The following is a 24097-nucleotide window of genomic DNA, read 5'->3' as shown; positions in this document are numbered from 1 at the left end:
ATCAGGCCCTCGCTTTCTTGTAGAAGTCCACCATCCGTTGACCGATGGCGGGGCTGTCCAGCGCCGTTTCCAGCCGGCGGGTCGCATCGTTCAGTACCGTGTCCGGTACCACGCCGCGTCCGCGGGTGCGGATCAGCCCGTCTATGAAGGTATTGTCGTATTCAGGATGCGCCTGAATGGTCCAGATGTTGTCGCCATAAGCGACCATCGCGTTCTGGCAGAACGCGTTGGAGCCCAGGACCCGGGCTCCTTCGGGAAGGGCCACCACCTGATCCTGGTGCCAGGCGTTCACGGTAACGCGCTCGCCATCCAGGTCGTATTCGGTAGGGCCGACGGCCCAGCCGCCCTTGAACTTCTCCACCTTGCCGCCCAGGGCCTGGGCGATGATCTGGTGGCCGAAACACACGCCGATCAACGGCTGACCCTTGTCGCGGATATCGCGGATCAGCGCTTCGAGCGGGGGGATCCAGGGGTGGTCTTCGTAGACCCCGTGGCGCGAGCCGGTGATCAGCCAGCCATCGGCCGCGTCGGCGCTGTCGGGAAACTGTCCGTCCACCACCGCGAAGGTCACGAATTCAAAATTCTGAGGGCCAAGCAGGCGTTGGAAGAACCTGTCATAGTCGCCGGTTGCGCCTATCAGGGCGTCGGGGGCGTGGCCGGTCAGAAGGATGCCAATTTTCATGTATCACCAAATTGTACAATTGCCGGATCGGGGCCCCGGCATTGCCCGTCGCCTGAGCGATTCAGACCGTATCGAGATAGACTTCGATCTTTTCCTGATCCGTCAACTCCTGAATGTAGCGATACTCCTGCCGCTTGGTCATGACATAGTTGCGGATCAGCTCGGGTGCAAAGATCCGGGCGACTGCCGGATCGGTTTCGAAGGCCTCGATGGCCGCTTCCCAACTGTCGGGGATCTGCGGCAGGTCGACGTCATAGGCGTTGCCCGACACTGCGGGCGGCGGCATCTTTCCGTCCTCGATCCCGTTCAGCGCGGCACCCAGAACCGCTGCGATCATCAGGTAAGGATTGACGTCGCCACCGGCAACCCGGTGTTCGATCCTGCGCGCGGCCGGGCTGCCCGAGGGGATGCGGATGGCCGCGGTGCGGTTCTCGTAGGCCCATGCAACGCCGGTCGGCGCATGGGCGTTGGGCACCAGACGGGCATAGCTGTTGTCATGTGGCGCAAAGATCAAAGTGCTGCCCCGCATCGCGTCCAGACAGCCGCGCACGGCGTGCAGCAACGTATCGCTGCCGCGCTCGGTGCCATCGTCGAAGACATTGTTGCCGTCCTCGTCGAGGACCGAGAAATGCATGTGCATGCCCGAGCCTGCATAGTCCTCGTAGGGCTTTGCCATGAAGCTGGCGGCGAAGCCGTGTTTACGGGCCAGACCTTTGACTAACATCTTGAAAAGCCACGCATCGTCGGCGGCGCGCAAGGCGTCGTCCTGGTGCATCAGGTTGATTTCGAACTGGCCTACACCCGCTTCCGAGATGGCTGTGTCGGCGGGGATGTCCATGACCTCGCAGGCGTCGTAAAGCTCGGTGAAAAAATGATCAAACTGGTCGAGCGCGCGCACCGACAGGATCTCGCCCGCCTTGCGCCGCTTGCCCGAACGGGGCGATTGCGGGATTTGCAGGTGACGGCCGCTGTCGTCGATCAGGAAGAACTCCAACTCGACCGCGACCACCGGTTTCAGGCCGCGCGCCTTATAGCGTTTCACCACCGTATTCAGCGCGTGGCGCGGGTCGCCCTCGTAGGGGCGGCCGTCCTCGTGGAACATCCAGATCGGCAACAGGCCGGTGGGCGTATCGAGCCAAGGCATTGGCATGAAACCGCGTTCGGTCGGCTGCAAGACGCCATCGCGGTCGCCCGAGGCCAGCACCAGGGGGCTGTTTTCGATATCCTCGCCCCAGATGTCGAGATTCATTACCGACATCGGAAAGCGGGTACCGCCTTCGATCGCCTTTTCGGCGAACCGACCGGGCACGCGCTTGCCGCGTGGCTGGCCATTCAGATCGGCGGCGGCAACACGAATTGTTCTTACCTGCGGGTTCTTCCGCAGCCAGTTCTTGGCTTGCATGGGACCTTCTCATGCGATGTCTGTTAGATTTGATCAAATTCCTACTACCAGTCCGGGGGGTCTGGCAAGCTCTATTTCCCGTCCTTTTGAATTGGCCGCTGCTGGAGGTTCGCGAAACGCACCGGAATTGACCGTTTTGTACGGCCTATCAGGGGGGAATTGACCGTTTTGTACCGGGGTTTCAGGTTCTCAGAAGAACCGTTCCGGGCGGTAGGAGGCCAGCAGCGGGTCGCTGTCCTGCTCCACCACCTCGCGCGCGACAAGCTCGCCCACCAGAGGGCCGAGGGTGACGCCGCTGTGCATGGTGGCAAGGTAGAGCCCATCTTGGCCGGGCACGGGACCGATGGCGGGAAAGCCGTCGGCGGGGACCGGGCGGGTGCCCAGGGCGGCCTGTTCCAGATGCAAGTCCGCGACGCCGGGCAGGCGGCGGCGCAGGCGGGTCATCAGCTCGTCGATCAGGCCGCTGGCGAAATCGAGCGTCTCGGTGGCGATGCCACCCGAGAAGATCTCTCCCAGGTAGAGACGGCCGTCGCTGGCCTGACGGAAATGGATGTCCGAGGACATGACGATGCGGCTGATCACCGGGGCAATGGGGGCGGTGCGCAGAATCAGGCCAGGGCGGTTGCTCATCGGCAGGCCGGTCAGCAGGCCCGAGCGGATGCCGGCGGCGACGACCACGAGATCGGCGGACATCGGGCCGAGGTCGGTTTCGATCCCCGTCACCCGGTCGCCGGTGCGCGTGAGCCCGGTCACCTCGCGCCCCAGGATCAGGCGGGCGCCATTAGCGGTTGCCCGGCGCAGCAGGGCTCGTGCCACCTTGTCGGGTTCGGCCGCCCCTTCGGAAGGGCACCAGATCGCCCGTTCGGGCGGGTTGGCGACATTGGGTTCCAGCCGGGTGAACTCGTCCGGGCCGATCAGCGAGACGTCGTAGCCCCAGCGCGCCATCGCATCGAGATGGGTCTCGAAGGCTTCGCCTTCGTCCTCCCACCAGATACAGCCGTTCCAGGTGACCGCGTCCGACAGGTCGAGCGTGTCGCAGAGCGTGCGAAAACGCGCGACCGCCGCGAGCCGGAAACGGAAGTAGCTGTCGCTCTCTGACGCGGCGGCGTTGATCCAGCCGAATGACATGCCCGAGGCCCCGGCGCCGGGACCCGCGCGGTCGATCACGGTAACGCGCGCGCCGCGCGCGGCGAGCTGATCGGCAATGGAGGCGCCGACAATCCCGGCGCCGATCACCACGACATGCATGCGGGACCTCAGCGGGCGAGAGTGAGGCGGAAGCGCATCTTTGCACGCCGTTCCGCCGGAAGGTGACGGTTGAGCCTGGTGTTGATCACGCCGAACACGCCCACCACGGTCAGCGTCAGCAGGATGAAGTAGAAGGCCAGGATCGGGTAGGGGACGAAGGGGTTGAAGGTCTTGTCGGCGAAATAGCTGGCGTAATAAAGCGCATCGCCGCGCTGTTGCCAGGCCGGGAAGGCCGAGAAGAAGACCAGCGTTGTGGCGTGAAAGAGAAAGATCGCCTCGTTCGTGTAGGCGGGCCAGGCCAGCCGCATCATGGTGGGCCAGACGATGCGGCGGAAGCGGGGCCAGCCGCTCATGCCATAGGCGTCGGCGGCCTCGACATCGCCCTTGGGGATCGTGCGCAGCGCGCCATAGAAGATCTCGGCCGAATAGGCGGCGGTGTTCATGAACAGCACGATCAGCGCCCCGGCCCAGGCCGAGGTCAGCATATCGAACATCGGATAGCTCTTCTTCAGCGACAGGAAGAAGAAATAGGCAAAGAAGAACTGGATGAAGAGGGGCGAGCCGCGGAAGACGAAGATGAACCATTCCGCCGGTTTGCGCGCCCAGCGGTTCGACGAGCTTTTGCCGAGCGCCAGGGTGACGGCCAGGAAATAGCCGGTGACCAGCGCCATCAGGCCGAAATAGATGTTCCAGATCATGCCCGAGCCGATCAGGGTGAACTGTTCACAGAGCGTGAAGTCGGATTTCGGCAAGAGCCGTTCGCCGATGCCGATCGAGCGCAGGCCATAGTCCTGGATGGTGTCGATGCAGGATTTCATGCCGCGGCCTCCTTGCGCAGGGCCTCGCCGCCGGTGGTGGCCTGGCCGTGGCTGAGGCGCACGGTCAGTTTTTCCAGCAGGATTTCAGAGATGCGGGTGAAGCTGAGATAGAAGACCAGCAGGAACAGGAAGTACCACATGCGCCAGTCGTCATGCGGATAGCTGGTGAATTTCGAGGTCTTGGTGCCGCCGATCTCGCGCGCCCAATAGACGATATCCTCGATCCCCAGCAGGAACAGCAGCGGGGTTGCCTTGATCAGGATGAGCCAGAGGTTCGACAGGCCGGGCAGGGCATAGATCCACATCTGCGGGACGAGGATGCGCCAGAAGGTCTGGCGCCGGGACATGCCATAGGCGGCGGCGGTCTCCAACTGGGCATGCGGCACGGCGCGCATGCCGCCGCGCAGCACATTGGCGGCAAAGGCGCCGAAGACGATGGCAAAGGTGATGACGGCGAGGAAGAAGGAATAGCTCTGATGCACCCATTCGGGCGCGGTGCCAAGCGGCAGCTTGGCGGCGGGGCAGACGAGGAAGTCGTTGCCCTGACGGATCGGGTCGGTCCATTCGGGGCACAGGACCTGGTGGCGGGTCCATTCAAAGGCCTGGTCGAGCGCGATCACGAAGAACAGGAAGAAGGCGATATCGGGAACGCCGCGCATGATCGCGATATAGCCCTCGCCCAGCCAGCGGACCGGGGCCAAGTGCGCCCGGGTGGCCATGGCGCCGCCAAAACCCACCGCCAGCGCCACGGGCGCGGTGATGAACAGCAGCAGCAGCACCTTGATGAAGGACATGTAGAACGACAGGTGCACGCCGTTGGTCAGGTAGCACGAGAACCAGCGGAAGGTGCCAAGCGTGTCGGGATCAGCGCAGTAGGAAAACATCGGAGAGCCTTTGCGGGGCGTGGCGCGGCGATGGCGCGCGGGGGGCGGGGCGGCCTTCGACGAAGGCCGCCCCGCCCCTGACGGGATTATTCGTAGATGGCGGCGTTTTCGCCGAACCACTTCTTGATCATCGCGTTCAGCGTGCCGTCCTCTTTCATCGAGGTGATGGCCGCGTCGAACTTGCCGCGCAGCTCGCCGTCGCTTTCGCGCAGGCCCATGCCGACACCGCCGCCCAGCGGCACGTCATCGCCCACGAACATCAGTTCGCCGCCCGATTCCTCGACCAGCGGCACCAGGTAGTCCTTGTCGGCAAACACGGCATCGGCCTCGCCGTTGCGGACGGCGGCGATGGTTTCCTCGGGCGTTGCGAACTCGACCAGGGTGGCGCCGCTTTCGGCGATGTAACCGGCCTGGATGGTGGCGGTCTGAGCCGAGACGACGCCCGACAGGTCGGCGCCTTCGGAAGTGGCGACATAGGCCGAGGCGGTCGGCGGCAGGTAGTTCTGGGTGAAGTCGATCACCTCATCGCGCTCGTCGGTGATCGACATGCCGGCGATGATGGTGTCGTAGTTGCCCGACACCAGGTTCGGGATGATCGAATCCCAGTCGTTCTTAACCCATTCGCAGGTCAGTTCGGCGCGCTTGCAGAGCTCGTCGCCCAGTTCGCGCTCGAAGCCGTCAACTTCGCCCTTGTCGTTGATGAAGTTGTACGGAGGGTAGGCGCCCTCGGTCCCCATGCGCACGGTCTGGGCCATGCCCATGCCGGCGGTGAGCGCCAGGGCGGCGGCGGTCAGAATCAGTTTTTTCATTGTGAGACACTCCCCTTAGAGTTTGGTGTTTTTGAGTTTATGCGGCCTGGGTGGCGGAAAGGAAGCCCCGCAGGCGTTCGGATCGGGCCGCGCCGAAAATCTCTTCGGCAGAGCCTTCTTCCTCGATCAGTCCCTGGTGGAGAAACACCACGTGGGACGAGATATCTGCGGCCATCTTCATGTCATGGGTGACGATGATCATGGTGCGGCCCTCGGCGGCGAGGTCCTTGATCACGCGGATCACCTCCTGCTCCAGCTCGGGGTCGAGCGCCGAGGTCGGTTCGTCGAACAAGAGCGCCTGCGGCTCCATGCACAGGCCGCGCGCGATGGCGGCGCGCTGTTGCTGGCCGCCCGAGAGCTGCGCCGGGTAGTTGTCGCATTTGTCGCCGATGCCGACCTTGTCGAGATAGCGGCGGGCGCTGTCCTCGACCTCGCGCCGGTCGCGGCCCAGCACGTGCAGCGGCGCCTCCATCACGTTTTGCAGGATGGTCATATGGGCCCACAGGTTGAACTGCTGGAACACCATGCTGAGGTTGGTGCGGATGCGCAGCACCTGTTTGGGGTCCGCCGGGCGGCGGTTGGAGCCCTGGCCGACCCAGTGGACGGGTTCACCGTTGAAGATGATCTCGCCCTGCTGGCTGTCCTCGAGCAGGTTGCAGCAGCGGAGCAGCGTGGATTTCCCCGAACCGGACGATCCGATCAACGACACGACGTCGCCGCGACGGGCGGTGATGTCGACGCCCTTGAGTACTTCGAGCTGGCCAAATGCCTTGTGAAGGTCCTTGATCTGGATGACGGGGGGATTGTCTGTCACGTGGTGTCCCGGTGCTTTTGTTCTTGTTGTCAGAGCGTAACTAGGTCCGAATTTTCGGCATATTGCAACGTTCAAAACGACGGTTTGCGCAGTGAAGCTGCCGAAATGGTCAGTCTTGGGGGCGAAATGCGTCCGGTGCGGGCGGGTTGGGGACCGCCAGATAGGCGGCCGCGGGGATGTCGACCAGCCCCCTGAGATGCAGGGCGGCGCGGTCGGCGGGGGCCAGATTCGCGATTGCCGCACGCACCGCGCGGGCAATGGCCGGGGCGTCGCGGCCCGGTGCGGTGATATAGGGCAGGGTCGGCGTGGGCGCGGTGCGGGCCACCTCGCGCAGGCGCGGGCCTAGGTCGGTATGTTCGCGCAGCAGCTCCCAGGTCAGCGCATCGAGCGCCGCCAGGTCGGCGGACCCGTCCGCCACCCTCCGGGCCGACAGGGCATGGGCGCCGGTTTGTTGCAGATGTCCGGGACGCAGGCCAAGCGCCAGAAGATGGCTGACGGGCGCGGCCCAGCCCGATTGCGACAGCGCCTCGTTATAGGCAAAGACCCCCTCGGCCAGCGCCGCCAGATCGCGGTCATCCCCGGCGCGCGCCACGAAGACCGAGCAGTAATGCCCGGGCGGACAGCCGGGCAGGCCGTAATCCGGCGTTCCCACCAGTTGCACGGTTTGGTGCAGGCGGGTGCGAAAGGGCATGCCGCAGGTCTGCGCCAGCACCAGCGCGGGGTCCTGCCAGATCTCCCAGACATCCCGGTCACGGTCGAGCCGGTCGGGGCCAGTGCCCAGTTCGGTGCGAATCAGCGACCAGAACCGGTCATTGGCGTCCTGGATGGCGGGCATGTCATACATGCCGAGCATCGCGGTCATTGCTGCGCCGCCTTTTGCCGGGCGAGCGCCGAATCCAGGTCGTTGACGCCCAGCAGGCTGGCCACCAGCCGCATCAGCGCATCCTCCTCGCCGCTGCGCTGGCCGTCGGCCAGCGCCACCGACCAGGCGGCTTCGACCACGGCGCGGCGGTCTTCGTAGGCGACCGCATCCTTGATGGCGCGGGTGAAGCGGACGGTATCGGGCGCCTCGGATTCAAGCGTTTCGGCGCGGGCGCGCAAGGCGGTGGCCTCGAACGGCGAAAGGCCATAGCGCCGGGCGGTGATCCGGTCGATCCGGGCCACCTCGGCCGGGGCATAGTCGTTGTCGGACCGGGCGATGCGGACCAAGAGCGCGGTCAGCGCCAGGCGGGCGTCGTCTTCGGTCAGGGGGTCGGGCTGCGGCTGGGACAGCCGGTTCAGGAAATCGCGAAACATGTTCAAGCTATAGGGCGGGATGTTGGCCGCGCCAAGATCAGCCGTTGCGGCGGGCCAGAATCCGGGCGCGGGCGTCGTCGCTGTCCTTGCGGCTGAGACCCATCGCGATGCGCGCCTCCTCGACGATCTTGACCTCGCCTTCACGTTCCTCGTTGTCGGCCAGGACCACCTCCCACAGCGCGTCGAGCGCGGCCAGGCGTTCTTCGAGCCCGGTGGTCTCGCGGATCAGCCGACCGAACGTGTCGGTTTCGGGGGCTGCGGCATGCAGTTTCTCGCAGGTGGCGCGGACCTTGGCGGCCTCGATCGCGTTATGCTGGTAGAGGCGCGCCAGGATGCGGTCGATCAGGCTGATCTCTTCGACCTGATAGTCGCGATCCGCCTTGGCCACGCGCACCAGCAGCGCGCCGAGCGCCAGTTCGGCGTCGGGATCGGGCAGTTGTGTGGGCGCGGGTGGCCGGAAGGCCTGGAACAACTTTTTAAGCATGGCGGGAATTTACCCCATATCTAGCGGGTCGCCAAGCGCGAACTACCCGTCATAGCCCTGGATGATCACCATGTCGCCGGTCGAGACCGGATCGCGCAACGCCTTGGCGGCCTGGTAGCCCGGGCTGCGGTAGCAGGCGAGCGCGGCCTCGTAACTGGGAAATTCGATCACCACGGTGCGGGCGCGGCAATGGCCTTCGGTCTGTTCATAGGCGCCGCCGCGCACCAGGAAGCGGGCGCCATACTCGGCAAAGGGTGCGGCATTGGCGGCGATGTAGGTCTTGTAGGTTTCGATATCGTCCACATCCACATGGGCGACCCAGTATCCCTTGGTCATCTTTCGCTCCTTCATTGTGCGGTCAACCTGCCGGGGAACGCGCGGCTGCGCAATCCCGCTTGTGCGGTGCGGCGATTTCGGCAAAGTGGGACAGGATGCTGATCTTTGACGGACATAACGACGTGCTCACCGAGCTGAGCCGGGTCGGCGGGCGGGCCGCGGCGCCGGGGTACCTGACCGGGTTGCCCGGCCAGATGGACCTGCCGCGGGCGCAGGCCGGCGGGTTCGGCGGCGGGTTCTTCGCGCTCTGGTCCCGGTCGGATGGGTTTACCGATTTCAGCACGCTTGGCGCCGAATACGACGTGCCGCTGCCCGATCCGGTGCCGGATGCGCAGGCCTGGGAGATGATCCGGGCGCAGGCGGACACGCTGGTGGCGCTGGAGGAGCTGGGCGCGCTGCGCATCTGCACCAGCACCACCCAGATCGCCCGCGCCCGGGCCGATGGCGTGCTGTCGGCGATCCTGCATCTGGAGGGGGCCGAGGGAATCGGCCCCGATTTCTATGAACTCGAGGAACTCTACGCGCTGGGCCTGCGCTCGCTCGGGCCGGTCTGGAGCCGGCCCAATGTCTTTGGCCACGGTGTGCCGTTCCGCTATCCTTCGGGCCCCGATATCGGGCCGGGCCTGACCGAGCGCGGCCGCGGGCTGATCGCGCGCTGCGAGGAATTGGGCATTCTCGTCGATCTCAGCCACCTGAACCTGGCCGGGTTCCGCGATGTGGCGGCGATCTCGAAACGCCCGCTGGTTGCAACCCATTCCAATGCCCATGCGGTGGTGCCGCATGCCCGCAATCTGACCGACGAACAGCTGCGGATCATGGCCGACAGCGGTGGCCTGGCCGGGCTGAACTTCGAATCCACCTTCGTGCGGCCGGACGGGCGGCCGGATGACGACATTCCGCCCGCCTTCCTGCTGGCACAGCTCGATCACCTGATCGACCGGCTGGGCGAGGAAGGCGTCGGGCTGGGCTCGGATTTCGACGGCTGCACGCCGCCCAAATGGCTGAACTCGGTCGACAAGCTGCCGGCCCTGGTCCAGGTGATGGAGCAGCATGGCTATCCGCCTGCTCGGATCGAGCGGATCTGCTGGGGCAACTGGATGCGGGTGCTGTCGGAGGTCTGGCGCGAAACCCGGCCCTGATTACAAGGTGCGCCTGCGGCGCGCTCACCTGTTTTGGCGCCTGCGGCGCGGGATGCGAGGCGCTGCCTCGCGCTCCGGAGTATTTCGAACCAGAAAGAAGCAGGATTGCGTCCTGTGCTTTCCTCTTGCTGAAAATATCCCGGGGGAGGCGCCGAAGGCGACGGGGGCAGAGCCCCCACCCCCCCGCTCAGACCAGGCGCGAGCTTTCCTTGGCCGCGCGCACGAAATCGGCGAACAAGGGATGCGGCGCGAAGGGTTTCGATTTCAGCTCGGGGTGGTACTGAACCCCGATGAACCACGGATGATCGGTCCATTCCACGATTTCGGGCAAGCGACCGTCGGGCGACATGCCAGAGAACCGCAGCCCCGCCTTTTCCAGCTTGTCGCGGTACTTGATATCCACCTCGTAGCGGTGGCGGTGGCGTTCCTCGATGTTGCAGGCGCCATAGACCTCGGCCACTTTCGAACCTTCGGCCAGCACCGCGTCATAGGCGCCGAGCCGCATGGTGCCGCCCTTGTCGTCGTCGACCTTGCGGCTGACCTTGTAGTTGCCCTGCACCCATTCCTTGAGGTGATAGACCACCGGCTCGAACCGTTTGGCGCCGGCCTCGTGGTCGAACTCCTCGGATCCGGCGCTGGCCATGCCGGCTACGTTGCGCGCCGCCTCGATCACCGCCATCTGCATGCCGAGGCAGATGCCCAGATAGGGCACCTGGTGTTCGCGGGCATATTGTGCTGCCTTGATCTTGCCCTCGGTGCCGCGTTCGCCAAAGCCGCCGGGCACCAGGATGGCATGGAAGCCTTCGAGATAGGGCGCGGGATCCTCGCGGTCGAAGATCTCGGCATCGACCCATTCGATCCTGACCTTGACCCGGTTGGCCATGCCGCCGTGGGTCAGCGCCTCGGCGATGGATTTATAGGCGTCTTCCAGCTGGGTGTACTTGCCGACGATGGCGACCTTGACCTCGCCCTCGGGGTTGTGGATGCGGTCGCTGACGTCTTCCCATTTTGTCAGGTCGGGTTTGGGCGCCGGGCTGATCTGGAACGCGTCCAGCACCGCCTGATCGAGCCCCTCGGCATGATAGGCCAGCGGCGCGTCGTAGATGGTCGACAGATCCTGCGCGGCGATCACCGCCTCGGGGCGGACGTTGCAGAAGAGCGCCAGTTTCTCGCGTTCTTTCTGCGGGATCGGCCCTTCGGAGCGGCAGACCAGGATATCGGGTGCGATGCCGATGGAGCGCAGTTCCTTGACCGAGTGCTGGGTGGGCTTGGTTTTGAGCTCGCCGCTGGCCTTGATATAGGGCAGCAGCGTCAGGTGCATGAAGATGCACTGGCCGCGCGGCTTGTCCTGGGAAAACTGGCGGATCGCCTCGAAGAAGGGCAAGCCCTCGATATCGCCGACGGTGCCGCCGATCTCGCAGAGCATGAAATCGACCTCGTCCTCGCCGATCGAGATGAAGTCCTTGATCTCGTTGGTGACGTGGGGAATGACCTGGATGGTCTTGCCCAGGTAGTCGCCGCGGCGTTCCTTCTCCAGCACGTTGGAATAGATCCGCCCCGAGCTGACCGAGTCCGTCTTGCGCGCGGCCACCCCGGTGAAGCGTTCGTAATGGCCGAGGTCCAGGTCGGTCTCGGCGCCGTCGTCGGTGACGAAGACCTCGCCATGTTCAAAGGGCGACATGGTGCCCGGATCGACGTTCAGATAGGGGTCGAGCTTGCGCAGGCGGACGGAAAATCCGCGCGCTTGCAGCAGTGCCCCCAATGCGGCCGAGGCCAGACCCTTGCCAAGCGAAGAAACGACACCGCCGGTGATGAAGATGAAACGCGCCATGAGTGTTCGGCTGCCCCCGTGAGAAGTCAGAATTCAGCTGCCCGGCGGTTTTGGAAAAACCGCAGCATCACGGGACTTCACGTATAAAGGATTCGCGCCAATTGCGCAAGAGAACCGCAAGATGCTGTTGCGGTTCTTACCAGGGATGCAAACTGTTGTGGATCAGTCGGCCTTGGGCACCAGGGGTGTATTGTCGCCCGCGCCGGGCGGCAACAGGTCGCTGCCTGCCGGAACGCCGGGCGTGACCGGTGCCGATGACTCTGGCGCCGGAACGCCAAGACGGTCGATGACCGAGGTGCCCGCCGCTTTTTGTGCCGCGATCACGGTCAGGGTGATCGAGGTCGCGATGAAGGCCACCGCCAGAACCCAGGTGACCTTGCTGAGCGCGGTTGCGGCTGCGCGGCCGGTCATCACGCCGCCGCCACCCATGCCCAGGCCGCCGCCTTCGGACCGCTGCATCAGGACGACGGCGATCAGGCCCAGAGCCAGGAGAAGGTGAATGATAAGGACGACGTTTTCCATGGTGTTCCTGCGGCCGGTGGCGAGTATCGCGTGGTATCTATGCAAGTTTGCCCGCAGGGGCAAGCCGCGAGTTTGGATCACCTTTGGTAATACCCTTCATCACGGTAAAGAGGCTGGACAGGCTCGGACGCGCGCGGCAGTCTTCGCCGTATGCCACATGACCATCACGACCACCCGCATTCCCTTCTCCCCCCGGACCCGGCGCTGCGCGTCAAGGCTTTGGAGACGATCCTGACCCGCAAGGGGCTGATCGATCCGGCCGCTCTGGACGAGATCATCGACACTTACCAGAATCGCATCGGGCCGCAGAACGGGGCGCGTGTCGTCGCCCGCGCCTGGGCCGATCCGGCGTTCAAGGCGGCGCTGTTGGCCGACCCGATGCCTTTGTTGACCAAGCTGGGGTACTACGGACGGCAGGGTGAACACATGGTCGTGGTCGAGAACACGCCCGAGACCCATAACATGGTCGTCTGCACCCTGTGCAGTTGCTATCCTTGGCCGCTGTTGGGCATTCCGCCGGGCTGGTACAAGTCCGACGCCTATCGCTCGCGCGCGGTGCGCGAGCCGCGCAAGGTGCTGGCCGAGTTCGGGGTGGTCCTGCCCGAGGGGACCGCCGTGCGGGTGTGGGATTCGACGGCCGAGATCCGCTATCTGGTGCTGCCGATGCGGCCCGAGGGGAGCGAGGGTCTGGACGAGGAGGCGCTGGCCGCTCTGGTGACGCGCGACAGCATGATCGGCACCGGGCTGGCGCGGGTGCCGGCATGACGCGGGTGCATGACATGGGCGGGCGGTTCGGCGATGGCGCTATCACGCCCGAGGCCGATGGTATCCCGCGCTTGGGCGACTGGCAGGCGCGGGCCTTGGCGCTGACCCTGGCGACGGGGTCTCTGGGACAGTGGAACATCGACGTCTCGCGCCATGCGCGCGAGCGGCTGTCACCGGCGGATTATGGCCGCTTCAGCTATTTCGAGAAATGGATCGCGGCGCTGGCCGATCTGCTGGTCGAGACAGGGGTGCTGACCGAGGAAGACCTGCGCGGAGGTGGCGCGGCAGGGGTTCACCCGCTGGCCGGGCGCGCGATGAAGGCCGAGGCGGTCGCGGGCGTGCTGGCGCGTGGCGGTCCGGCGGACCGCCCGTCGAACGTGGCGGCGCGCTTTGAGGTGGGGCAGGCGGTTCGCACCCTGCGCCCGGCGGCCAACCGACTGGTCGATGGCGGCCATACGCGGCTGCCCGCCTATGCGGCGGGCGCGCGCGGGCGGATCGTGCTGAAACACGGCAGCCATGTGTTGCCCGACAGCAGCGCCCACCGGCTGGGCGAGGCGCCCGAGCCGCTGTATGCGGTGGCCTTTCCGGCCTCGGAGCTTTGGGCCGATCCGGAGGCACCGGGCGATGAGGTGGTGCTGGATCTCTGGCAAAGCTATCTGGAGCCGGCATGAGCGACTGTCCCGATATCGCGGCCCCCGAGCCGGTCTTTGCCGAGCCCTGGCATGCGCAGGTCTTTGCCCTGACGGTGCATCTGAACGAGGCGGGGCGGTTCACCTGGGCCGAGTGGGTCGACCGGTTTTCCGCCATGCTCAAACGGCACGGGCTGTCGCGCGACCTGGACGGAGGCGAGGATTACTTCAACGCCTGGCTGGAAACGCTGGAGGCCCTGCTGGGCGAGGCGGGAGAGGCCGTGCCCGAGGAGCGCGCGCGGATACGCGCGGCCTGGGAGCGCGCCTATCTGTCGACGCCGCATGGCCAGCCGGTGCGGCTGGCCGAGTGATCAGCCCTTGTCGTCGGGGTCGGCCTGACCGACCCCGCGAAACACGGCCTTGAACGGCAGCGCCCAAAGGATGCCGAGACCCACGAACACCGCAAGTTCCACCAGCATCGGCAACCCGTCGAACCGGGCGCGCAGCCAGTCGGTCAGGGTCACGGCCACCACCACGTAGAGCGGCAGCCCCACGAGCAGAATCACCAATGCCCAGCGGCGGCGGGCCTTGTAGCTGAGCGCCATCAGTCGGCGAACGGGTCGGTCACCAGGATGGTGTCCTCCCGCTCCGGGCTGGTGGAGACCATGGCGACCGGGCAGTCGATCAGTTCCTCGACGCGGCGGACGTATTTGATCGCATTGGCGGGCAGGTCGGCCCAGCTGCGCGCGCCTTCGGTGGATTCGGACCAGCCGGGCATTTCCTCGTAGATCGGCGTGCAGCGTGCCTGTTGGTCGGCGGCGGTGGGCAGGTAATCGAGCCGGGTGCCGTCCAGATCGTAGCCGACGCAGATTTTCAGCGTCTCGAACCCGTCCAGCACGTCGAGCTTGGTCAGCGCGATGCCGTTGATGCCACTGGTGGCGCAGGTCTGGCGCAGCAGCGCAGCATCGAACCAGCCACAGCGCCGCTTGCGCCCGGTGGTGGTGCCGAATTCATGGCCACGGGTGCCCAACCGCTCGCCATCGTCGTCATGCAGCTCGGTCGGGAAGGGGCCTTCGCCGACGCGAGTGGTATAGGCCTTGACGATGCCCAGCACGTAGTTGATCGCGCCGGGGCCGATGCCGACACCGGTTGCGGCCTGACCGGCGATCACGTTCGAGGAGGTGACAAAGGGATAGGTGCCGAAGTCGATATCCAGAAGCGCGCCCTGGGCGCCTTCGAACAGGATCCGCTTTCCGGCCTTGCGTTTTTCGTTGAGTACCTTCCAGACCGGGGCGGCAAAGGGCAGGATCTGCGGTGCGATCTCGCGCAGCGCGGCCAGCAGCGCGTCGCGGTCGATCGGGTCCAGACCCAGACCCGAGCGCAGCGCGTTGTGATGCACCAGTGCACGGTCGACGCGCAGTTCCAGCGTTGCGGCATCGGCCAGGTCGGCGACGCGGATCACGCGGCGGCCAACCTTGTCCTCGTAAGCGGGGCCGATGCCACGCCCGGTGGTGCCGATCTTGGCCACCGAGTTCTGGCTTTCGCGGGCGCGGTCAAGCTCGCCGTGGAAGGGCAGGATGAGCGGCGTGTTCTCGGCGATCATCAGGGTTTCAGGGGTGATCTCGATGCCCTGGTCGCGGATCGTGGCGATCTCCTTGACCAGATGCCAGGGGTCCAGAACCACGCCGTTGCCGATGACCGAAAGCTTGCCGCCGCGCACCACGCCCGAGGGCAGTGCGTGCAGCTTGTAGACCTGGCCGTCGATCACCAGCGTATGGCCGGCGTTATGGCCGCCCTGAAAGCGCGCGATCACATCGGCGCGCTCGCTGAGCCAGTCCACGATCTTGCCCTTTCCCTCGTCGCCCCACTGGGCGCCGACAACGACGACATTGGCCATATTTGGTCCTTTGCTGGTGTTACAAACCCGCGCCCATATACCGGTGCGCGCGCGGCAGGGAAACCGCATTTTCGACGCATGTGATCTGAATCACTGGACAGATTCGCGCATTTGAGCGATTCTTTGCGGCAAAAAAGAAGAAGGCGGTATGGACATATGGGCGTTTTCCTGAGGTGGTTGTTTGCCTTTGCGTTGTTGGCGCTGACCTACAACCCGACGGAACTCAACTTCGTACATTGGACTTACGAGCATTATCAGACCCATCTTTCGGTGGCCGTGTTCATGGGGCTGGTGCTTGCGATCGGGTATATCATCTATATTCGCGCCACGTTGCGCTCGATCGGGCCGTTCGGCATGGCGCTGGTGCTGTCGCTGGTGGCGTCGCTGTTGTGGGTGCTGTTCGATTTCGGCCTGCTGCATCTGGACAACAACACCGCGAATGTCTGGCTGGGCATCCTGGCGCTGTCGATCGTGCTGGGGGTCGGCCTGAGCTGGAGCCATGTGCGCCGGGCGCTCGCCGGGCAGGCGGATGTGGACGATGTTGACGAATAAGGCTGTTGCTGCGGCGTTTCCGCAAAGGACATGATGGCGTCGCGGTGATCGCGCAAAGAAAAACGGCGCCCAATGGGCGCCGTTTTGCGTTTCTGCCGGGGTGGTTATCCGGCGGCGCGTTTGTCGGGGCGGAAGCCGATCTGCCCCGAGGCGGTAAAGAGGCCATTGGAGGTCTTCTTCAGCTTGCCCTCGCGCAGGAGCTGGCCGAAGGAGCGCAAGCCGTCCTCGCGGTTGAACTCCTGATCGTCGAGCTGGCGCACCTTGTTCATCAGCTGCGGACGCGAGAAATGGTCGCGATTCTCGACAAAGGACATATAGGCGGCTGCCGCTTCGAGCAGTTCGTGCAATCCGCTGGCTCCGGTTTCGGCGACGAATTCCGCAAAGCTGCCTTCGACCGCCGTGGCGGGGGCGTCCTCGGACACGAGGCTGGCGACGCGGCGGGGCAGAACCGGGCCACGCGTTGCGCTCGCGCGCGGCGTGTCGATGCGCTGTTCGGCCACCAGTTTCAGCGGTGCCGGGCGCGCCTCCTCGCGGCTGCGCGGGGTCTGGCCTGCGGCCACCGGGCGGCGCGGGCGAACGACCTCGGCCAGATCGGTGCGATAGGCGTTGTCGTCGGTGCGGGTGCCAAAGGTGCCCCCGGCGGACTTTTCGGCCTGGGCCGCGGCAATCGCGCCGCGCATCTGCGAGTATGTTTCGCGGCTGCTCGACAAATCGGGATCGCCCAGCTTTTCGTCGGCGCGGGCCATCAGGCGCGAGATGTCGTCCTCATCGGCGTTCTCGTCCTCGTCGTCGATATCGGCGATCAGGTCCTCGTCGTCATCGCCGCCGAAGATGGAGGCTTCGTCCTCCTCGAACCGGGCGTCGTCCTCGGTCTCGTCGGCTTCGTCGGCCTCGGCAAAGATCGAATCGCGGTCACCGGCGTCCTGATCCTCGTCTTCGTCCTCGTCCTGGCCCGCGAAATACTCCGCTTCGACAGCCGCAAGCTCGCGCAGCAGGTCTTCTTCGTCTTCGGGAGACAGCGACCCCAGGCTTTCGGATTGCTCCGCGGCCACGGGCTGTTCGATTTCGGTGCGTCTGATCTTGGTCACGCGGATGGTTGCGCTCGGCGCCGGGGTGATGACCGGTTCGTCGATGATGGCCTCTTCCGCTGCGTCTTCTTCTGCGATCTCTTCGGCGATCATGTCGGCGTCAGGGGCGACGGCCTCGTCCTGATCCTCGTCATAGAACGCGTCGTAGTCGGCATCGGCCTCGATCGCGGCGGTGATATCCGCGACAGCCTCGGACACGGTGACCTCGGCCGATACGGCATCGGCGTGCTCGTCTTCCGAGAAGTCCTCGTCGCTGCGGGCGGCCTGTTCGTTGCGCGAAACCACGGCGCGGATGCGCTGGAGCTTGGCGGCAATCGAATCGGCGGCAGGCGGGGTCTGTTCCACCGGCTCGGCCTCGAAAGCCTCTGCCTCGACCGGCTCGGCCTCGAAGGTCTCGGGCTCGGCCCATTCGGCGATTTCGGCCTCTTCCGTGGCGGTGTCCTGCGGCTCGTCCTCTTCGATGACATGGGCGGCGACGCTGGCCAGGATGTCAGCCGTGTCGTCTTCTTCCGCTTCATCTTCGACGGCAGCGGCGGCCATGGCTGCGACCGGCTCGGCGGCGGGCTTTTCGGCTGCGACCTCTTCGGTCATGTCCTCGGCGGCGGCCTCTTCCACGGTGGCTTCCGCTTGGGGCGCCGGTTCGGCTTTGGTCTCTGCGACCGGTGCTTCCTCGACCACCGGCGCGGCGGGCGCTTCGGCCTGGGCCACGGGGGCGGGTTCAGCGGCTGCGGCAGTTGCTGCTGCCGGAGCGACGACTGCGGCCGCAGGCTCGGCGGCGCGCAGGACAATGCCGGTCGCGTCGCGCCGCGCCTCGACCTGGCGGGCGATCTCGCGCTGAGCGATTCGCGCCAGCATCTCGGCATCGGGTTGCGGCGGTTCGGCCCCGAAATAGCGGTCGTCGGCGGCCAGGTCCCTGAAGTACTCGGCAATGGCCTTCATCGTATCGAAGGAATCCTCGAACCCTTCGAGGGTACAGGAGAACGTCCCATAGGAGACGGTCAAGACCTTGTTGTTCTGTACCATGGGATGCTCGTCCTCTACATAGTTGTGCCTAAGCGTTTACCATCCCTTGGGCGTCAATTTCGGCCCGATTCTGTGCAAATGAGCGTATCATTTTGTGACTACAATATGTCCTGTTTCCAGAGAGGGCGACAATCCCGCCATGAAAACCGCGATTGTTGAAGCATCGGAACCAGTAACCCTGGTTGGCGGCGGTGAGGTCGGTTCCGGGGACCTGGATCTGGCGCTGGAGCGCGCCAGTGTGCTGGTCGCCGCCGATAGTGGCGCGCTGGCGGCACTGGCGCAAGGGCGGCTGCCCGACGCCGTGATCGGGGACATGGACAGCCTGCCGGCGCTGCACCGGGTGCATATTCCCGAGGAGCGGTTGCACCGGGTGGCCGAGCAGGACAGCACCGATTTCGACAAGGCGCTGCGCCATATCACGGCGCCTTTGGTGCTGGGGGTCGGTTTTCTGGGGGGGCGCGTGGATCACCAACTGGCGACGTTCAATGCGCTGGTGCGGCATGCGGATCGCCCTTGTCTGCTGATCGGCGCGGTCGAGGTGGTCTTTCATCTGCCGCCCCGGCTGGAGCTGGACCTGGTGCCCGGCGATGTTGTGTCCTTGTTTCCGCTGGCGCCGGTGACGGCGCGGTCCGCGGGACTGTTCTGGCCGCTGGAAGGGCTGAGGATGGCGCCCGACGGCCAGATCGGTACCTCGAACCGGGCGACCGGGCCGGTGGCGATCGAGGCGGCGGGGCCGGGGTTGCTGGCGATGGTGCCGCGCGGGGCGCTGGACGGGGTTATCCGCTGGTTCCTGTCGCCGCGCTGCGGGCGGTGGCCTGCTCGCGCAGGATGACGTAGAGGCCCGCGGCCATAGTGATCAGGATGCCGAGCGCCGCCAGCCCGTTGGGCAGGTCGCGGAAGATCAGCCAGCCGATGGCGGTGGCGACGGGGATTTCCAGATACTGCATCGGTGCCAGCGTGGCCGAGGGCGCATAGCGCAGTGACCAGGTCATCAACAGATGCGCCGCCGTGCCCAGCACGCCGATGGACAGAAGCAGCCAGAGCGTTTCCCCCGAGGGCGCGACGAAGGTCAGCGCGTCGATCCCTGCCAGGTGACCGAACAGCAGGACAGGGGCCAGCACCAGGCTGGCCATGACGCCCGACACCGCCTGAAGCGCGATCGGGTCGGTGTCCTTGGCCAGTTGCCTTGTGACCAGCATGAAGAGGGCAAAGACCACGGCGACCACAAGCGGCAGAAGCGCGGGCAGGCCGACCTCGGCAAAGCTGGGCTGGATCACCAGAAGCGTGCCGATGAACCCCACGATACAGGCGCCAAGGCGGCGCGGGCCGACTTCCTCTCCCAGAACGTATTTGCCCAGCAACAGCATGATGAAGGGCATGACAAAGGCGATGGCAACCGCATCGGCAAGCGGCAGGTATTGCAGCGCGGTGAACATGGCCCAGATGCCCACGATATGCAGCAGGGTGCGCAGGGCAGTCAGGCGCAGGAGCCGCCCGCGCAGTTGCCAGGGGCGTCCGGTGGCCTGGACCAGTGGGATCAGAATCACCGCCTGAATGCCGAAGCGCACCAGCAGGAGCTGCATGGTGGGCATGGTGCCGCCCAACAGTTTGGCCAGCGCATCGCCCATCGGGGCGAGCACACAGAAACCGAGCATCAGGAAGATGCCGAGAAGGGGGCGGTCGGCGGTCATTGCGCCACGCTAGTTTTCCGCATGAGGAGGTACAAGCGCTGTCCTGTCCAGGTGCCGGAATTTTCCCAAAATTCCGAAACAGAAAATCTCAGATTTTCTGGGACATTTTCTGTGTCAGAAAATGGTGCCCAACTTAACAGTTGGGCACGTTGACCGCGAGCCCGCCCAGCGAGGTCTCCTTGTATTTCTCGTGCATGTCGGCGCCGGTCTGGCGCATGGTCTCGATCACCGCATCGAGCGGCACGAAATGCTTTCCGTCGCCGCGCAGGGCGAGGCTGGCGGCCGAGACCGCCTTGATCGCGGCCAGACCGTTGCGTTCGATACAGGGCACCTGCACCAGACCTTTGACCGGGTCGCAGGTCATGCCGAGGTGATGTTCCAGCGCGATCTCGGCCGCGTTTTCCACCTGTTCGGGCGTGCCGCCCATCACCGCGCAGAGGCCCGCCGCCGCCATGGCGGCGGCGCTGCCGACCTCGGCCTGGCATCCGGCCTCGGCGCCCGAGATCGAGGCGTTGTACTTGACCAGCCCGCCGATGGCGGCGGCGGTCAGCAGGAAATCCTCGACATGGCTGGGGGCGGCGCCCGGCACATGGTCGAGGTAGTAGCGCAGCACCGCGGGCAGGGTGCCCGCCGCGCCGTTGGTGGGGGCGGTCACCACCTGGCCACCGGCGGCGTTTTCCTCGTTCACCGCCATCGCATAGACGCTCATCCAGTCGTTGATCGTGTGCGGCGCGTTCAGGTTCATGCCGCGTTCGGCCACCAGAGCGTCATGGATCCCCTTGGCGCGGCGGCGCACATTGAGGCCGCCGGGCAGGATGCCGTCGGTGGCCAGCCCGCGTTCGATACAGTTGTTCATCACCTCCCAGAGCCGCGCTGTGCCCTTGGCAAAGGAGGTCTCGCAACCGCGCGCGATCTCGTTGGCGCGTTTCATCTGCGCGATAGAATTGCCCGAGGCGGCCGCCATCTCCAGCATCTCGGCTGCGGATTTGAACGGGTAGGGGACCGGCGGGCCGTCATTGCTGTCCTTGCCCTGGGCCAGTTCCTCTTCGGTCAGGACAAAGCCGCCGCCGACGGAATAGAACACCTGCCGTAGGATCACGTCGCCCTGTGCGTCGGTGGCCATCAGGATCATGCCGTTGGCATGGCCCGGCAGGGCGTGGTCATAGTCGAAGATCAGGTCGCGCCTGGGGTCGAAGGCCAGCACCGGCAGCCCCTCGGGCGTTACCGTATGGGTGGCGTGGATCGCGGCCAGCGCGGCTTCGGCCTTGTCGTTGTCATAGCTGTCGGGGACAAAACCCGCGAGGCCGAGGATGGTGGCGCGGTCGGTGGCGTGACCCACACCGGTAAAGGCCAGCGAGCCATGCAGCGAGCCCTTGACCCCGTGGAAGGCAAAAGGCGAGGCGCGCATCATGTCGAGGAAGCGCGCGGCGGCCACCATCGGCCCCATGGTGTGCGACGAGGACGGGCCGATGCCCACTTTGAACATGTCGAAGACGGAGAGGAACATATCAGGTAGCCGAACCTTCTGGCGGGTTTGCGTGATGGGGGGCGGTGAACGGGGTGTCGCCCAGCCCCTCGGCCGCTTGCGCGGCTCGGGTGGCGGGGCGGGTTTCCAGCGCCGCGAGGATGTGGTGCAGATGCGGCGTGCCGGTGGCGGCGAACCAGGAACGGTCGCTGTCCTGAGGATAGAGCGCCAGCCAGCGCATCAGGCAGGCCAGATACCAGCTCAGGATGGACGGGGTGGCGGGCGACAGCCAGTCCGGCGCCTCGGCGGCCACCGCGTCGAGCAGAGCCAGATGGGTGCGCAGGCGCGGGCGCAGGCCCGCGCGCAGGGTCTCGGCCTGCGCCTCGGCGATGTACTTGTCGGGATAGAACAGCATCCGCATATCCGCATGCAGCGTGTTCGAGGCGAAGAACAGCCATTTCAGGAATGCGCCGCGCGCCGGATCGGCGGGGGCCGGGGCCAGACGGCCATGGGTATCGGCAAGCCAGAGCAGGATGGCGGCGGTTTCGAAAATCGGGCCTTGCGGGGTTTCCAGCACCGGGATCCGCCCGGCGGGGTTGAGCGCGCGATAGGCGGCGCTGTCCTGGGCCCGGGTTGCGCGGTTCACCAGCATGGTTTCATAGGGCAGGCCCATATCCTCCAGCGCCAGCCGGATCACCAGCGAGGCGTTGTCGGGGGCATAGTGGAGGCGATAGGGCGCGGTCATGCCCCCGATATAAGATGCATGGGCGATTCTGCATTCACCGATTGCGACGTTTCCCATCGGAAACGCGTAAGCTTGTCGCGAGTCACGGTTTCTGCGCCTGGCAGACGAAATGGGTCAGGGAAAAGAAGAACCGCCCTGCGCGTGCCAGGTCCTGCTGTTCCTGTGCCCAGGCACGGGCCTCCGGTTCCGCCAAGGCTCCGGTTTGAATGGCATAGGCGGTCATCAGGCGGATCAACATCGCCGCCAGCCCGTCCGGGCGCAGTTGCGTGTCGCAAAAGGCCAGCGGCGTCGTGCTGATCGCGCGAAACCCGGCCTCGGCCAGCAGCGCCGGGAGGCGCGCCGGAACATCGCGGCAGGCGATGTGGCGGTCCCAGATGCGGCACATCTCGACCATGCGCGCGGGTCGGTCGCTGTGCCAGGTCAGCGTATCCCAGTGCATGTCGCCGATCACCAGCCGTCCACCGGGTTTCAGCGCGCGAAAGAGTGCGCCGAGCGGCGGGCGCATGTCGTCGAAATACTCGAACACCTGAAGCGAGACCGCGCCGTCGAGGCTCTCGTCGGCGCAGGGCAGGGCCTCGGCACGGCCCTTGAGGACCTCGACATTGGAGCGACCCGCGCAGCGGGTCCGCGCGAGGTCGAGCATGTCGGCGCTGGGATCGAGGCCCAGCACATGGCCGGTGTCGCCCACGGCGCGGGACAGGTCGAGTGTCAGCATCCCTGTACCGCAGCCCAGATCCAGCAGCCGGTCGCCCGGCGATGGCGCCAGCGCGTCGAAGCTGGCACGGCGGCGGCGGGTGATATCGGCGCCCTGATAGGCATCTTCCAGAACGCGGGCTGTGTCTTCGTCGAATTGCAGCATGTGCCCTGTCCCCGCTTCTGTCCTGTGCGATCATAGCATGGAAAGGGCGCGGGGCGGGAATCGGGGGGTGTTCCGACAGGTTCACCTGCCACGCGCGGTGCGGCGGCGGCGCAAGGCCAGACCGGCGCGCAGGTTCAGTGTCAGCAGGGTGATGTTGGTGGCGCCCGCCAGAAGTTCCAGCGCCTGCACGACATAGAAAAGCGTGTCGAACTGGCCCGCATTGGCGCGGATCGCGAGGAACACGGCGCTGGGCAGCAGGATCAGCAACCCGTTGGCGGCGATCATCTTCATCCGGGCGGATTTGGCGGCGACCTCGGGCAGGCGCCAGCCCTTGCCCAATGCGGCACCGGTGGCGCCAGCGGTGGCCATGGCCGGGATCAGCAGCGCCATGCCGTAGAGGATCGCAGTCTTGACCTGCGCGATCTGGGCATGGGTACCGAACAGCTCGACCAGCGCGGTCGAGGTCCAGAAACAAGCGATGGTGAGCAGGGCGATGGCACCGCCGAACGCGTGCAGTTTGAGTTTCATCCTGGGTCTCCAATTAAATAGCGTGCTATGTAAATAATGTTGCATAGCACGCTATGCAAGGGGTAGGTCGCAGGCATGGATCAGTTTCAGCACAACTCGGCCGGGTATCTGGCCAATCACATGGCGCGGCTCTTTGCGGCGGGGCTGGCGCGGCGCATCCAGCCACTGGGGCTCGCTCCGGCGCAGTTCATGGTGCTGCTGGAGCTGTGGCACAGCGACGGACGCACGCAGGCCGACCTGACCGCGGCGCTGGATGTAGAGCAGGCGACCATGGCCAATACGCTCAAGCGGATGGAGCGGGACGGGCTGATCCGGCGCTTGCCGTCCGAGGAGGATCGCCGCGCCCGGCTGATCCATCTGACCGACCGCGCCCGCGCGCTCGAGGCAGAGGCCAAGGCGGCGGCAGGGGCGCAGAACGCGCAGGCGCTGGCGGGGCTGGACGAGGCAGAGCGCGCGACATTCACCGCACTGATGCGCCGGGTGATCGGCAATATGCAGCGGGGCTGAGGGGCGGGTCTGGACCCGGGTGGCCGGATTTGGTCTCGCAGTCGGGCGGGGCGTTGCGTATAACGCTGGCAATCATCGACAGG

At 65.7% G+C, this 24097-nt stretch carries 28 protein-coding genes; 7 read left to right on the top strand and 21 right to left on the bottom strand.

The features are described 5' to 3' along the window. Position 1: 1 nt before the first annotated feature. From G0P99_RS20895 to G0P99_RS20845, 11 genes are all read right to left on the bottom strand, one after another. On the bottom strand, positions 2-682 hold the full coding sequence (locus G0P99_RS20895) for a type 1 glutamine amidotransferase (RefSeq protein ID WP_164132421.1): 681 nt from the start codon (positions 680-682) through the stop codon (positions 2-4). Between the two features lie 61 nt (positions 683-743). After that, positions 744-2084, bottom strand: coding sequence for a glutamine synthetase family protein (locus G0P99_RS20890; RefSeq protein WP_164132420.1), 1341 nt, complete (start codon positions 2082-2084; stop codon positions 744-746). 189 nt (positions 2085-2273) lie between these two features. Next, positions 2274-3332: an FAD-binding oxidoreductase gene (locus G0P99_RS20885; RefSeq protein ID WP_164132419.1), complete on the bottom strand. Its 1059-nt coding sequence runs from the start codon at positions 3330-3332 to the stop codon at positions 2274-2276. Between the two features lie 8 nt (positions 3333-3340). Then, positions 3341-4150 carry an ABC transporter permease gene (locus G0P99_RS20880; RefSeq protein ID WP_164132418.1) on the bottom strand — a complete coding sequence of 270 codons (810 nt, stop codon included), beginning with the start codon at positions 4148-4150 and terminating at the stop codon, positions 3341-3343. Further along, on the bottom strand, positions 4147-5034 hold the full coding sequence (locus G0P99_RS20875; protein ID WP_164132417.1) for an ABC transporter permease: 888 nt from the start codon (positions 5032-5034) through the stop codon (positions 4147-4149). Before G0P99_RS20875 ends, G0P99_RS20880 begins: the two co-directional genes overlap by 4 nt. A gap of 86 nt (positions 5035-5120) precedes the next feature. Next, positions 5121-5843 carry a transporter substrate-binding domain-containing protein gene (locus G0P99_RS20870; protein ID WP_164132416.1) on the bottom strand — a complete coding sequence of 241 codons (723 nt, stop codon included), beginning with the start codon at positions 5841-5843 and terminating at the stop codon, positions 5121-5123. A gap of 37 nt (positions 5844-5880) precedes the next feature. Further along, positions 5881-6657: an ABC transporter ATP-binding protein gene (locus tag G0P99_RS20865; protein ID WP_164132415.1), complete on the bottom strand. Its 777-nt coding sequence runs from the start codon at positions 6655-6657 to the stop codon at positions 5881-5883. Positions 6658-6766: 109 nt separating this feature from the next. Then, a complete protein-coding gene (locus G0P99_RS20860; protein WP_164132414.1) occupies positions 6767-7519 on the bottom strand; it encodes a phosphate/phosphite/phosphonate ABC transporter substrate-binding protein in 753 nt (250 codons plus the stop codon). Then, on the bottom strand, positions 7516-7953 hold the full coding sequence (locus G0P99_RS20855; RefSeq protein ID WP_164132413.1) for a TerB family tellurite resistance protein: 438 nt from the start codon (positions 7951-7953) through the stop codon (positions 7516-7518). Before G0P99_RS20855 ends, G0P99_RS20860 begins: the two co-directional genes overlap by 4 nt. 37 nt (positions 7954-7990) lie before the next feature. After that, positions 7991-8437: a TerB family tellurite resistance protein gene (locus G0P99_RS20850; protein ID WP_164132412.1), complete on the bottom strand. Its 447-nt coding sequence runs from the start codon at positions 8435-8437 to the stop codon at positions 7991-7993. A 42-nt stretch (positions 8438-8479) separates the two neighbouring features. Further along, positions 8480-8773, bottom strand: a complete 294-nt coding sequence (locus G0P99_RS20845) for a DUF1330 domain-containing protein (RefSeq protein ID WP_164132411.1) — start codon at positions 8771-8773, stop codon at positions 8480-8482. A 95-nt stretch (positions 8774-8868) separates the two neighbouring features. Here G0P99_RS20845 and G0P99_RS20840 point away from each other — a divergent pair, with 95 nt between their 5' ends. Continuing rightward, a complete protein-coding gene (locus G0P99_RS20840) occupies positions 8869-9912 on the top strand; it encodes a dipeptidase (protein WP_164132410.1) in 1044 nt (347 codons plus the stop codon). Between the two features lie 187 nt (positions 9913-10099). On the opposite strand, the gene G0P99_RS20835 is transcribed toward G0P99_RS20840, so the two are convergent. Together G0P99_RS20835 and secG are read right to left on the bottom strand one after the other, a co-directional pair. Beyond that, a complete protein-coding gene (locus tag G0P99_RS20835; protein ID WP_164132409.1) occupies positions 10100-11743 on the bottom strand; it encodes a CTP synthase in 1644 nt (547 codons plus the stop codon). 162 nt (positions 11744-11905) lie between these two features. Further along, positions 11906-12265 (bottom strand): preprotein translocase subunit SecG, encoded by a 360-nt coding sequence (gene secG / locus G0P99_RS20830; RefSeq protein ID WP_164132408.1) that lies wholly within the window; start codon positions 12263-12265, stop codon positions 11906-11908. 150 nt (positions 12266-12415) lie between these two features. Here secG and nthA point away from each other — a divergent pair, with 150 nt between their 5' ends. Genes nthA through G0P99_RS20815 form a run of 3 tightly spaced genes read left to right on the top strand, consistent with a single transcriptional unit; the run spans position 12416 to position 14030 of the window. Then, positions 12416-13030 carry a nitrile hydratase subunit alpha gene (nthA, locus tag G0P99_RS20825; protein ID WP_164132407.1) on the top strand — a complete coding sequence of 205 codons (615 nt, stop codon included), beginning with the start codon at positions 12416-12418 and terminating at the stop codon, positions 13028-13030. Then, positions 13027-13701, top strand: coding sequence for a nitrile hydratase subunit beta (nthB, locus tag G0P99_RS20820; protein ID WP_164132406.1), 675 nt, complete (start codon positions 13027-13029; stop codon positions 13699-13701). The genes nthA and nthB overlap by 4 nt, the downstream gene beginning before the upstream one ends. Then, positions 13698-14030 carry a nitrile hydratase accessory protein gene (locus G0P99_RS20815; protein WP_164132405.1) on the top strand — a complete coding sequence of 111 codons (333 nt, stop codon included), beginning with the start codon at positions 13698-13700 and terminating at the stop codon, positions 14028-14030. Before nthB ends, G0P99_RS20815 begins: the two co-directional genes overlap by 4 nt. On the opposite strand, the gene G0P99_RS20810 is transcribed toward G0P99_RS20815, so the two are convergent. Both G0P99_RS20810 and G0P99_RS20805 read right to left on the bottom strand, forming a co-directional pair. Next, entirely contained in the window at positions 14031-14264 is a 234-nt protein-coding gene (locus tag G0P99_RS20810) for a DUF2842 domain-containing protein (RefSeq protein WP_164132404.1), read from the bottom strand. Continuing rightward, entirely contained in the window at positions 14264-15556 is a 1293-nt protein-coding gene (locus G0P99_RS20805; protein WP_164132403.1) for an adenylosuccinate synthase, read from the bottom strand. Before G0P99_RS20805 ends, G0P99_RS20810 begins: the two co-directional genes overlap by 1 nt. 156 nt (positions 15557-15712) lie before the next feature. Here G0P99_RS20805 and G0P99_RS20800 point away from each other — a divergent pair, with 156 nt between their 5' ends. Beyond that, positions 15713-16108, top strand: a complete 396-nt coding sequence (locus G0P99_RS20800; RefSeq protein WP_164132402.1) for a DUF6524 family protein — start codon at positions 15713-15715, stop codon at positions 16106-16108. 104 nt (positions 16109-16212) lie between these two features. On the opposite strand, the gene G0P99_RS20795 is transcribed toward G0P99_RS20800, so the two are convergent. Next, positions 16213-18219 (bottom strand): chemotaxis protein CheA, encoded by a 2007-nt coding sequence (locus G0P99_RS20795; protein WP_164132401.1) that lies wholly within the window; start codon positions 18217-18219, stop codon positions 16213-16215. Positions 18220-18358: 139 nt separating this feature from the next. Here G0P99_RS20795 and G0P99_RS20790 point away from each other — a divergent pair, with 139 nt between their 5' ends. After that, positions 18359-19051 (top strand): thiamine diphosphokinase, encoded by a 693-nt coding sequence (locus G0P99_RS20790; RefSeq protein ID WP_164132400.1) that lies wholly within the window; start codon positions 18359-18361, stop codon positions 19049-19051. On the opposite strand, the gene G0P99_RS20785 is transcribed toward G0P99_RS20790, so the two are convergent. From G0P99_RS20785 to G0P99_RS20765, 5 genes are all read right to left on the bottom strand, one after another. Beyond that, positions 18996-19910 carry a DMT family transporter gene (locus G0P99_RS20785; protein WP_164132399.1) on the bottom strand — a complete coding sequence of 305 codons (915 nt, stop codon included), beginning with the start codon at positions 19908-19910 and terminating at the stop codon, positions 18996-18998. The genes G0P99_RS20790 and G0P99_RS20785 overlap by 56 nt on opposite strands. A 133-nt stretch (positions 19911-20043) precedes the next feature. Beyond that, positions 20044-21417: an L-serine ammonia-lyase gene (locus G0P99_RS20780; RefSeq protein WP_164132398.1), complete on the bottom strand. Its 1374-nt coding sequence runs from the start codon at positions 21415-21417 to the stop codon at positions 20044-20046. A 1-nt stretch (position 21418) separates the two neighbouring features. After that, complete coding sequence (locus G0P99_RS20775; RefSeq protein WP_164132492.1) at positions 21419-22120, bottom strand: glutathione S-transferase family protein; 702 nt, start codon at positions 22118-22120, stop codon at positions 21419-21421. A gap of 82 nt (positions 22121-22202) precedes the next feature. Then, entirely contained in the window at positions 22203-22979 is a 777-nt protein-coding gene (locus G0P99_RS20770; RefSeq protein ID WP_164132397.1) for a methyltransferase domain-containing protein, read from the bottom strand. An 81-nt stretch (positions 22980-23060) separates the two neighbouring features. Further along, the gene (locus G0P99_RS20765) at positions 23061-23507 is read right to left on the bottom strand and encodes a hypothetical protein (RefSeq protein WP_164132396.1); all 447 of its coding nucleotides are present in this window, start codon (positions 23505-23507) and stop codon (positions 23061-23063) included. A gap of 75 nt (positions 23508-23582) precedes the next feature. Here G0P99_RS20765 and G0P99_RS20760 point away from each other — a divergent pair, with 75 nt between their 5' ends. Continuing rightward, on the top strand, positions 23583-24014 hold the full coding sequence (locus tag G0P99_RS20760) for a MarR family winged helix-turn-helix transcriptional regulator (RefSeq protein ID WP_164132395.1): 432 nt from the start codon (positions 23583-23585) through the stop codon (positions 24012-24014). The last annotated feature ends 83 nt before the right edge of the window (positions 24015-24097 follow it).

The organism is Ruegeria sp. PrR005 (assembly GCF_010500245.1).
Taxonomy (GTDB): Bacteria; Pseudomonadota; Alphaproteobacteria; order Rhodobacterales; family Rhodobacteraceae; genus Ruegeria_B; species Ruegeria_B marisflavi.
This window is presented reverse-complemented; position numbering and strand designations above follow the sequence as displayed.

Bases quoted from the DNA above. Each gene is read 5' to 3' on its own strand.
- nthA (WP_164132407.1), top strand. From the start codon at position 12,416: ATGCCACATGACCATCACGACCACCCGCATTCCCTTCTCCCCCCGGAC.
- G0P99_RS20885 (WP_164132419.1), bottom strand. From the start codon at position 3,332: ATGCATGTCGTGGTGATCGGCGCCGGGATTGTCGGCGCCTCCATTGCC.
- G0P99_RS20840 (WP_164132410.1), top strand. From the start codon at position 8,869: ATGCTGATCTTTGACGGACATAACGACGTGCTCACCGAGCTGAGCCGG.
- G0P99_RS20860 (WP_164132414.1), bottom strand. From the start codon at position 7,519: ATGACCGCGATGCTCGGCATGTATGACATGCCCGCCATCCAGGACGCC.
- G0P99_RS20795 (WP_164132401.1), bottom strand. From the start codon at position 18,219: ATGGTACAGAACAACAAGGTCTTGACCGTCTCCTATGGGACGTTCTCC.
- G0P99_RS20845 (WP_164132411.1), bottom strand. From the start codon at position 8,773: ATGACCAAGGGATACTGGGTCGCCCATGTGGATGTGGACGATATCGAA.
- G0P99_RS20895 (WP_164132421.1), bottom strand. From the start codon at position 682: ATGAAAATTGGCATCCTTCTGACCGGCCACGCCCCCGACGCCCTGATA.
- G0P99_RS20765 (WP_164132396.1), bottom strand. From the start codon at position 23,507: ATGAAACTCAAACTGCACGCGTTCGGCGGTGCCATCGCCCTGCTCACC.
- G0P99_RS20815 (WP_164132405.1), top strand. From the start codon at position 13,698: ATGAGCGACTGTCCCGATATCGCGGCCCCCGAGCCGGTCTTTGCCGAG.
- G0P99_RS20775 (WP_164132492.1), bottom strand. From the start codon at position 22,120: ATGACCGCGCCCTATCGCCTCCACTATGCCCCCGACAACGCCTCGCTG.
- G0P99_RS20790 (WP_164132400.1), top strand. From the start codon at position 18,359: ATGAAAACCGCGATTGTTGAAGCATCGGAACCAGTAACCCTGGTTGGC.
- G0P99_RS20805 (WP_164132403.1), bottom strand. From the start codon at position 15,556: ATGGCCAATGTCGTCGTTGTCGGCGCCCAGTGGGGCGACGAGGGAAAG.
- secG (WP_164132408.1), bottom strand. From the start codon at position 12,265: ATGGAAAACGTCGTCCTTATCATTCACCTTCTCCTGGCTCTGGGCCTG.
- G0P99_RS20855 (WP_164132413.1), bottom strand. From the start codon at position 7,953: ATGTTTCGCGATTTCCTGAACCGGCTGTCCCAGCCGCAGCCCGACCCC.
- G0P99_RS20880 (WP_164132418.1), bottom strand. From the start codon at position 4,150: ATGAAATCCTGCATCGACACCATCCAGGACTATGGCCTGCGCTCGATC.
- G0P99_RS20810 (WP_164132404.1), bottom strand. From the start codon at position 14,264: ATGGCGCTCAGCTACAAGGCCCGCCGCCGCTGGGCATTGGTGATTCTG.
- G0P99_RS20800 (WP_164132402.1), top strand. From the start codon at position 15,713: ATGGGCGTTTTCCTGAGGTGGTTGTTTGCCTTTGCGTTGTTGGCGCTG.
- G0P99_RS20890 (WP_164132420.1), bottom strand. From the start codon at position 2,084: ATGCAAGCCAAGAACTGGCTGCGGAAGAACCCGCAGGTAAGAACAATT.
- G0P99_RS20850 (WP_164132412.1), bottom strand. From the start codon at position 8,437: ATGCTTAAAAAGTTGTTCCAGGCCTTCCGGCCACCCGCGCCCACACAA.
- G0P99_RS20835 (WP_164132409.1), bottom strand. From the start codon at position 11,743: ATGGCGCGTTTCATCTTCATCACCGGCGGTGTCGTTTCTTCGCTTGGC.
- nthB (WP_164132406.1), top strand. From the start codon at position 13,027: ATGACGCGGGTGCATGACATGGGCGGGCGGTTCGGCGATGGCGCTATC.
- G0P99_RS20785 (WP_164132399.1), bottom strand. From the start codon at position 19,910: ATGACCGCCGACCGCCCCCTTCTCGGCATCTTCCTGATGCTCGGTTTC.
- G0P99_RS20780 (WP_164132398.1), bottom strand. From the start codon at position 21,417: ATGTTCCTCTCCGTCTTCGACATGTTCAAAGTGGGCATCGGCCCGTCC.
- G0P99_RS20770 (WP_164132397.1), bottom strand. From the start codon at position 22,979: ATGCTGCAATTCGACGAAGACACAGCCCGCGTTCTGGAAGATGCCTAT.
- G0P99_RS20875 (WP_164132417.1), bottom strand. From the start codon at position 5,034: ATGTTTTCCTACTGCGCTGATCCCGACACGCTTGGCACCTTCCGCTGG.
- G0P99_RS20870 (WP_164132416.1), bottom strand. From the start codon at position 5,843: ATGAAAAAACTGATTCTGACCGCCGCCGCCCTGGCGCTCACCGCCGGC.
- G0P99_RS20760 (WP_164132395.1), top strand. From the start codon at position 23,583: ATGGATCAGTTTCAGCACAACTCGGCCGGGTATCTGGCCAATCACATG.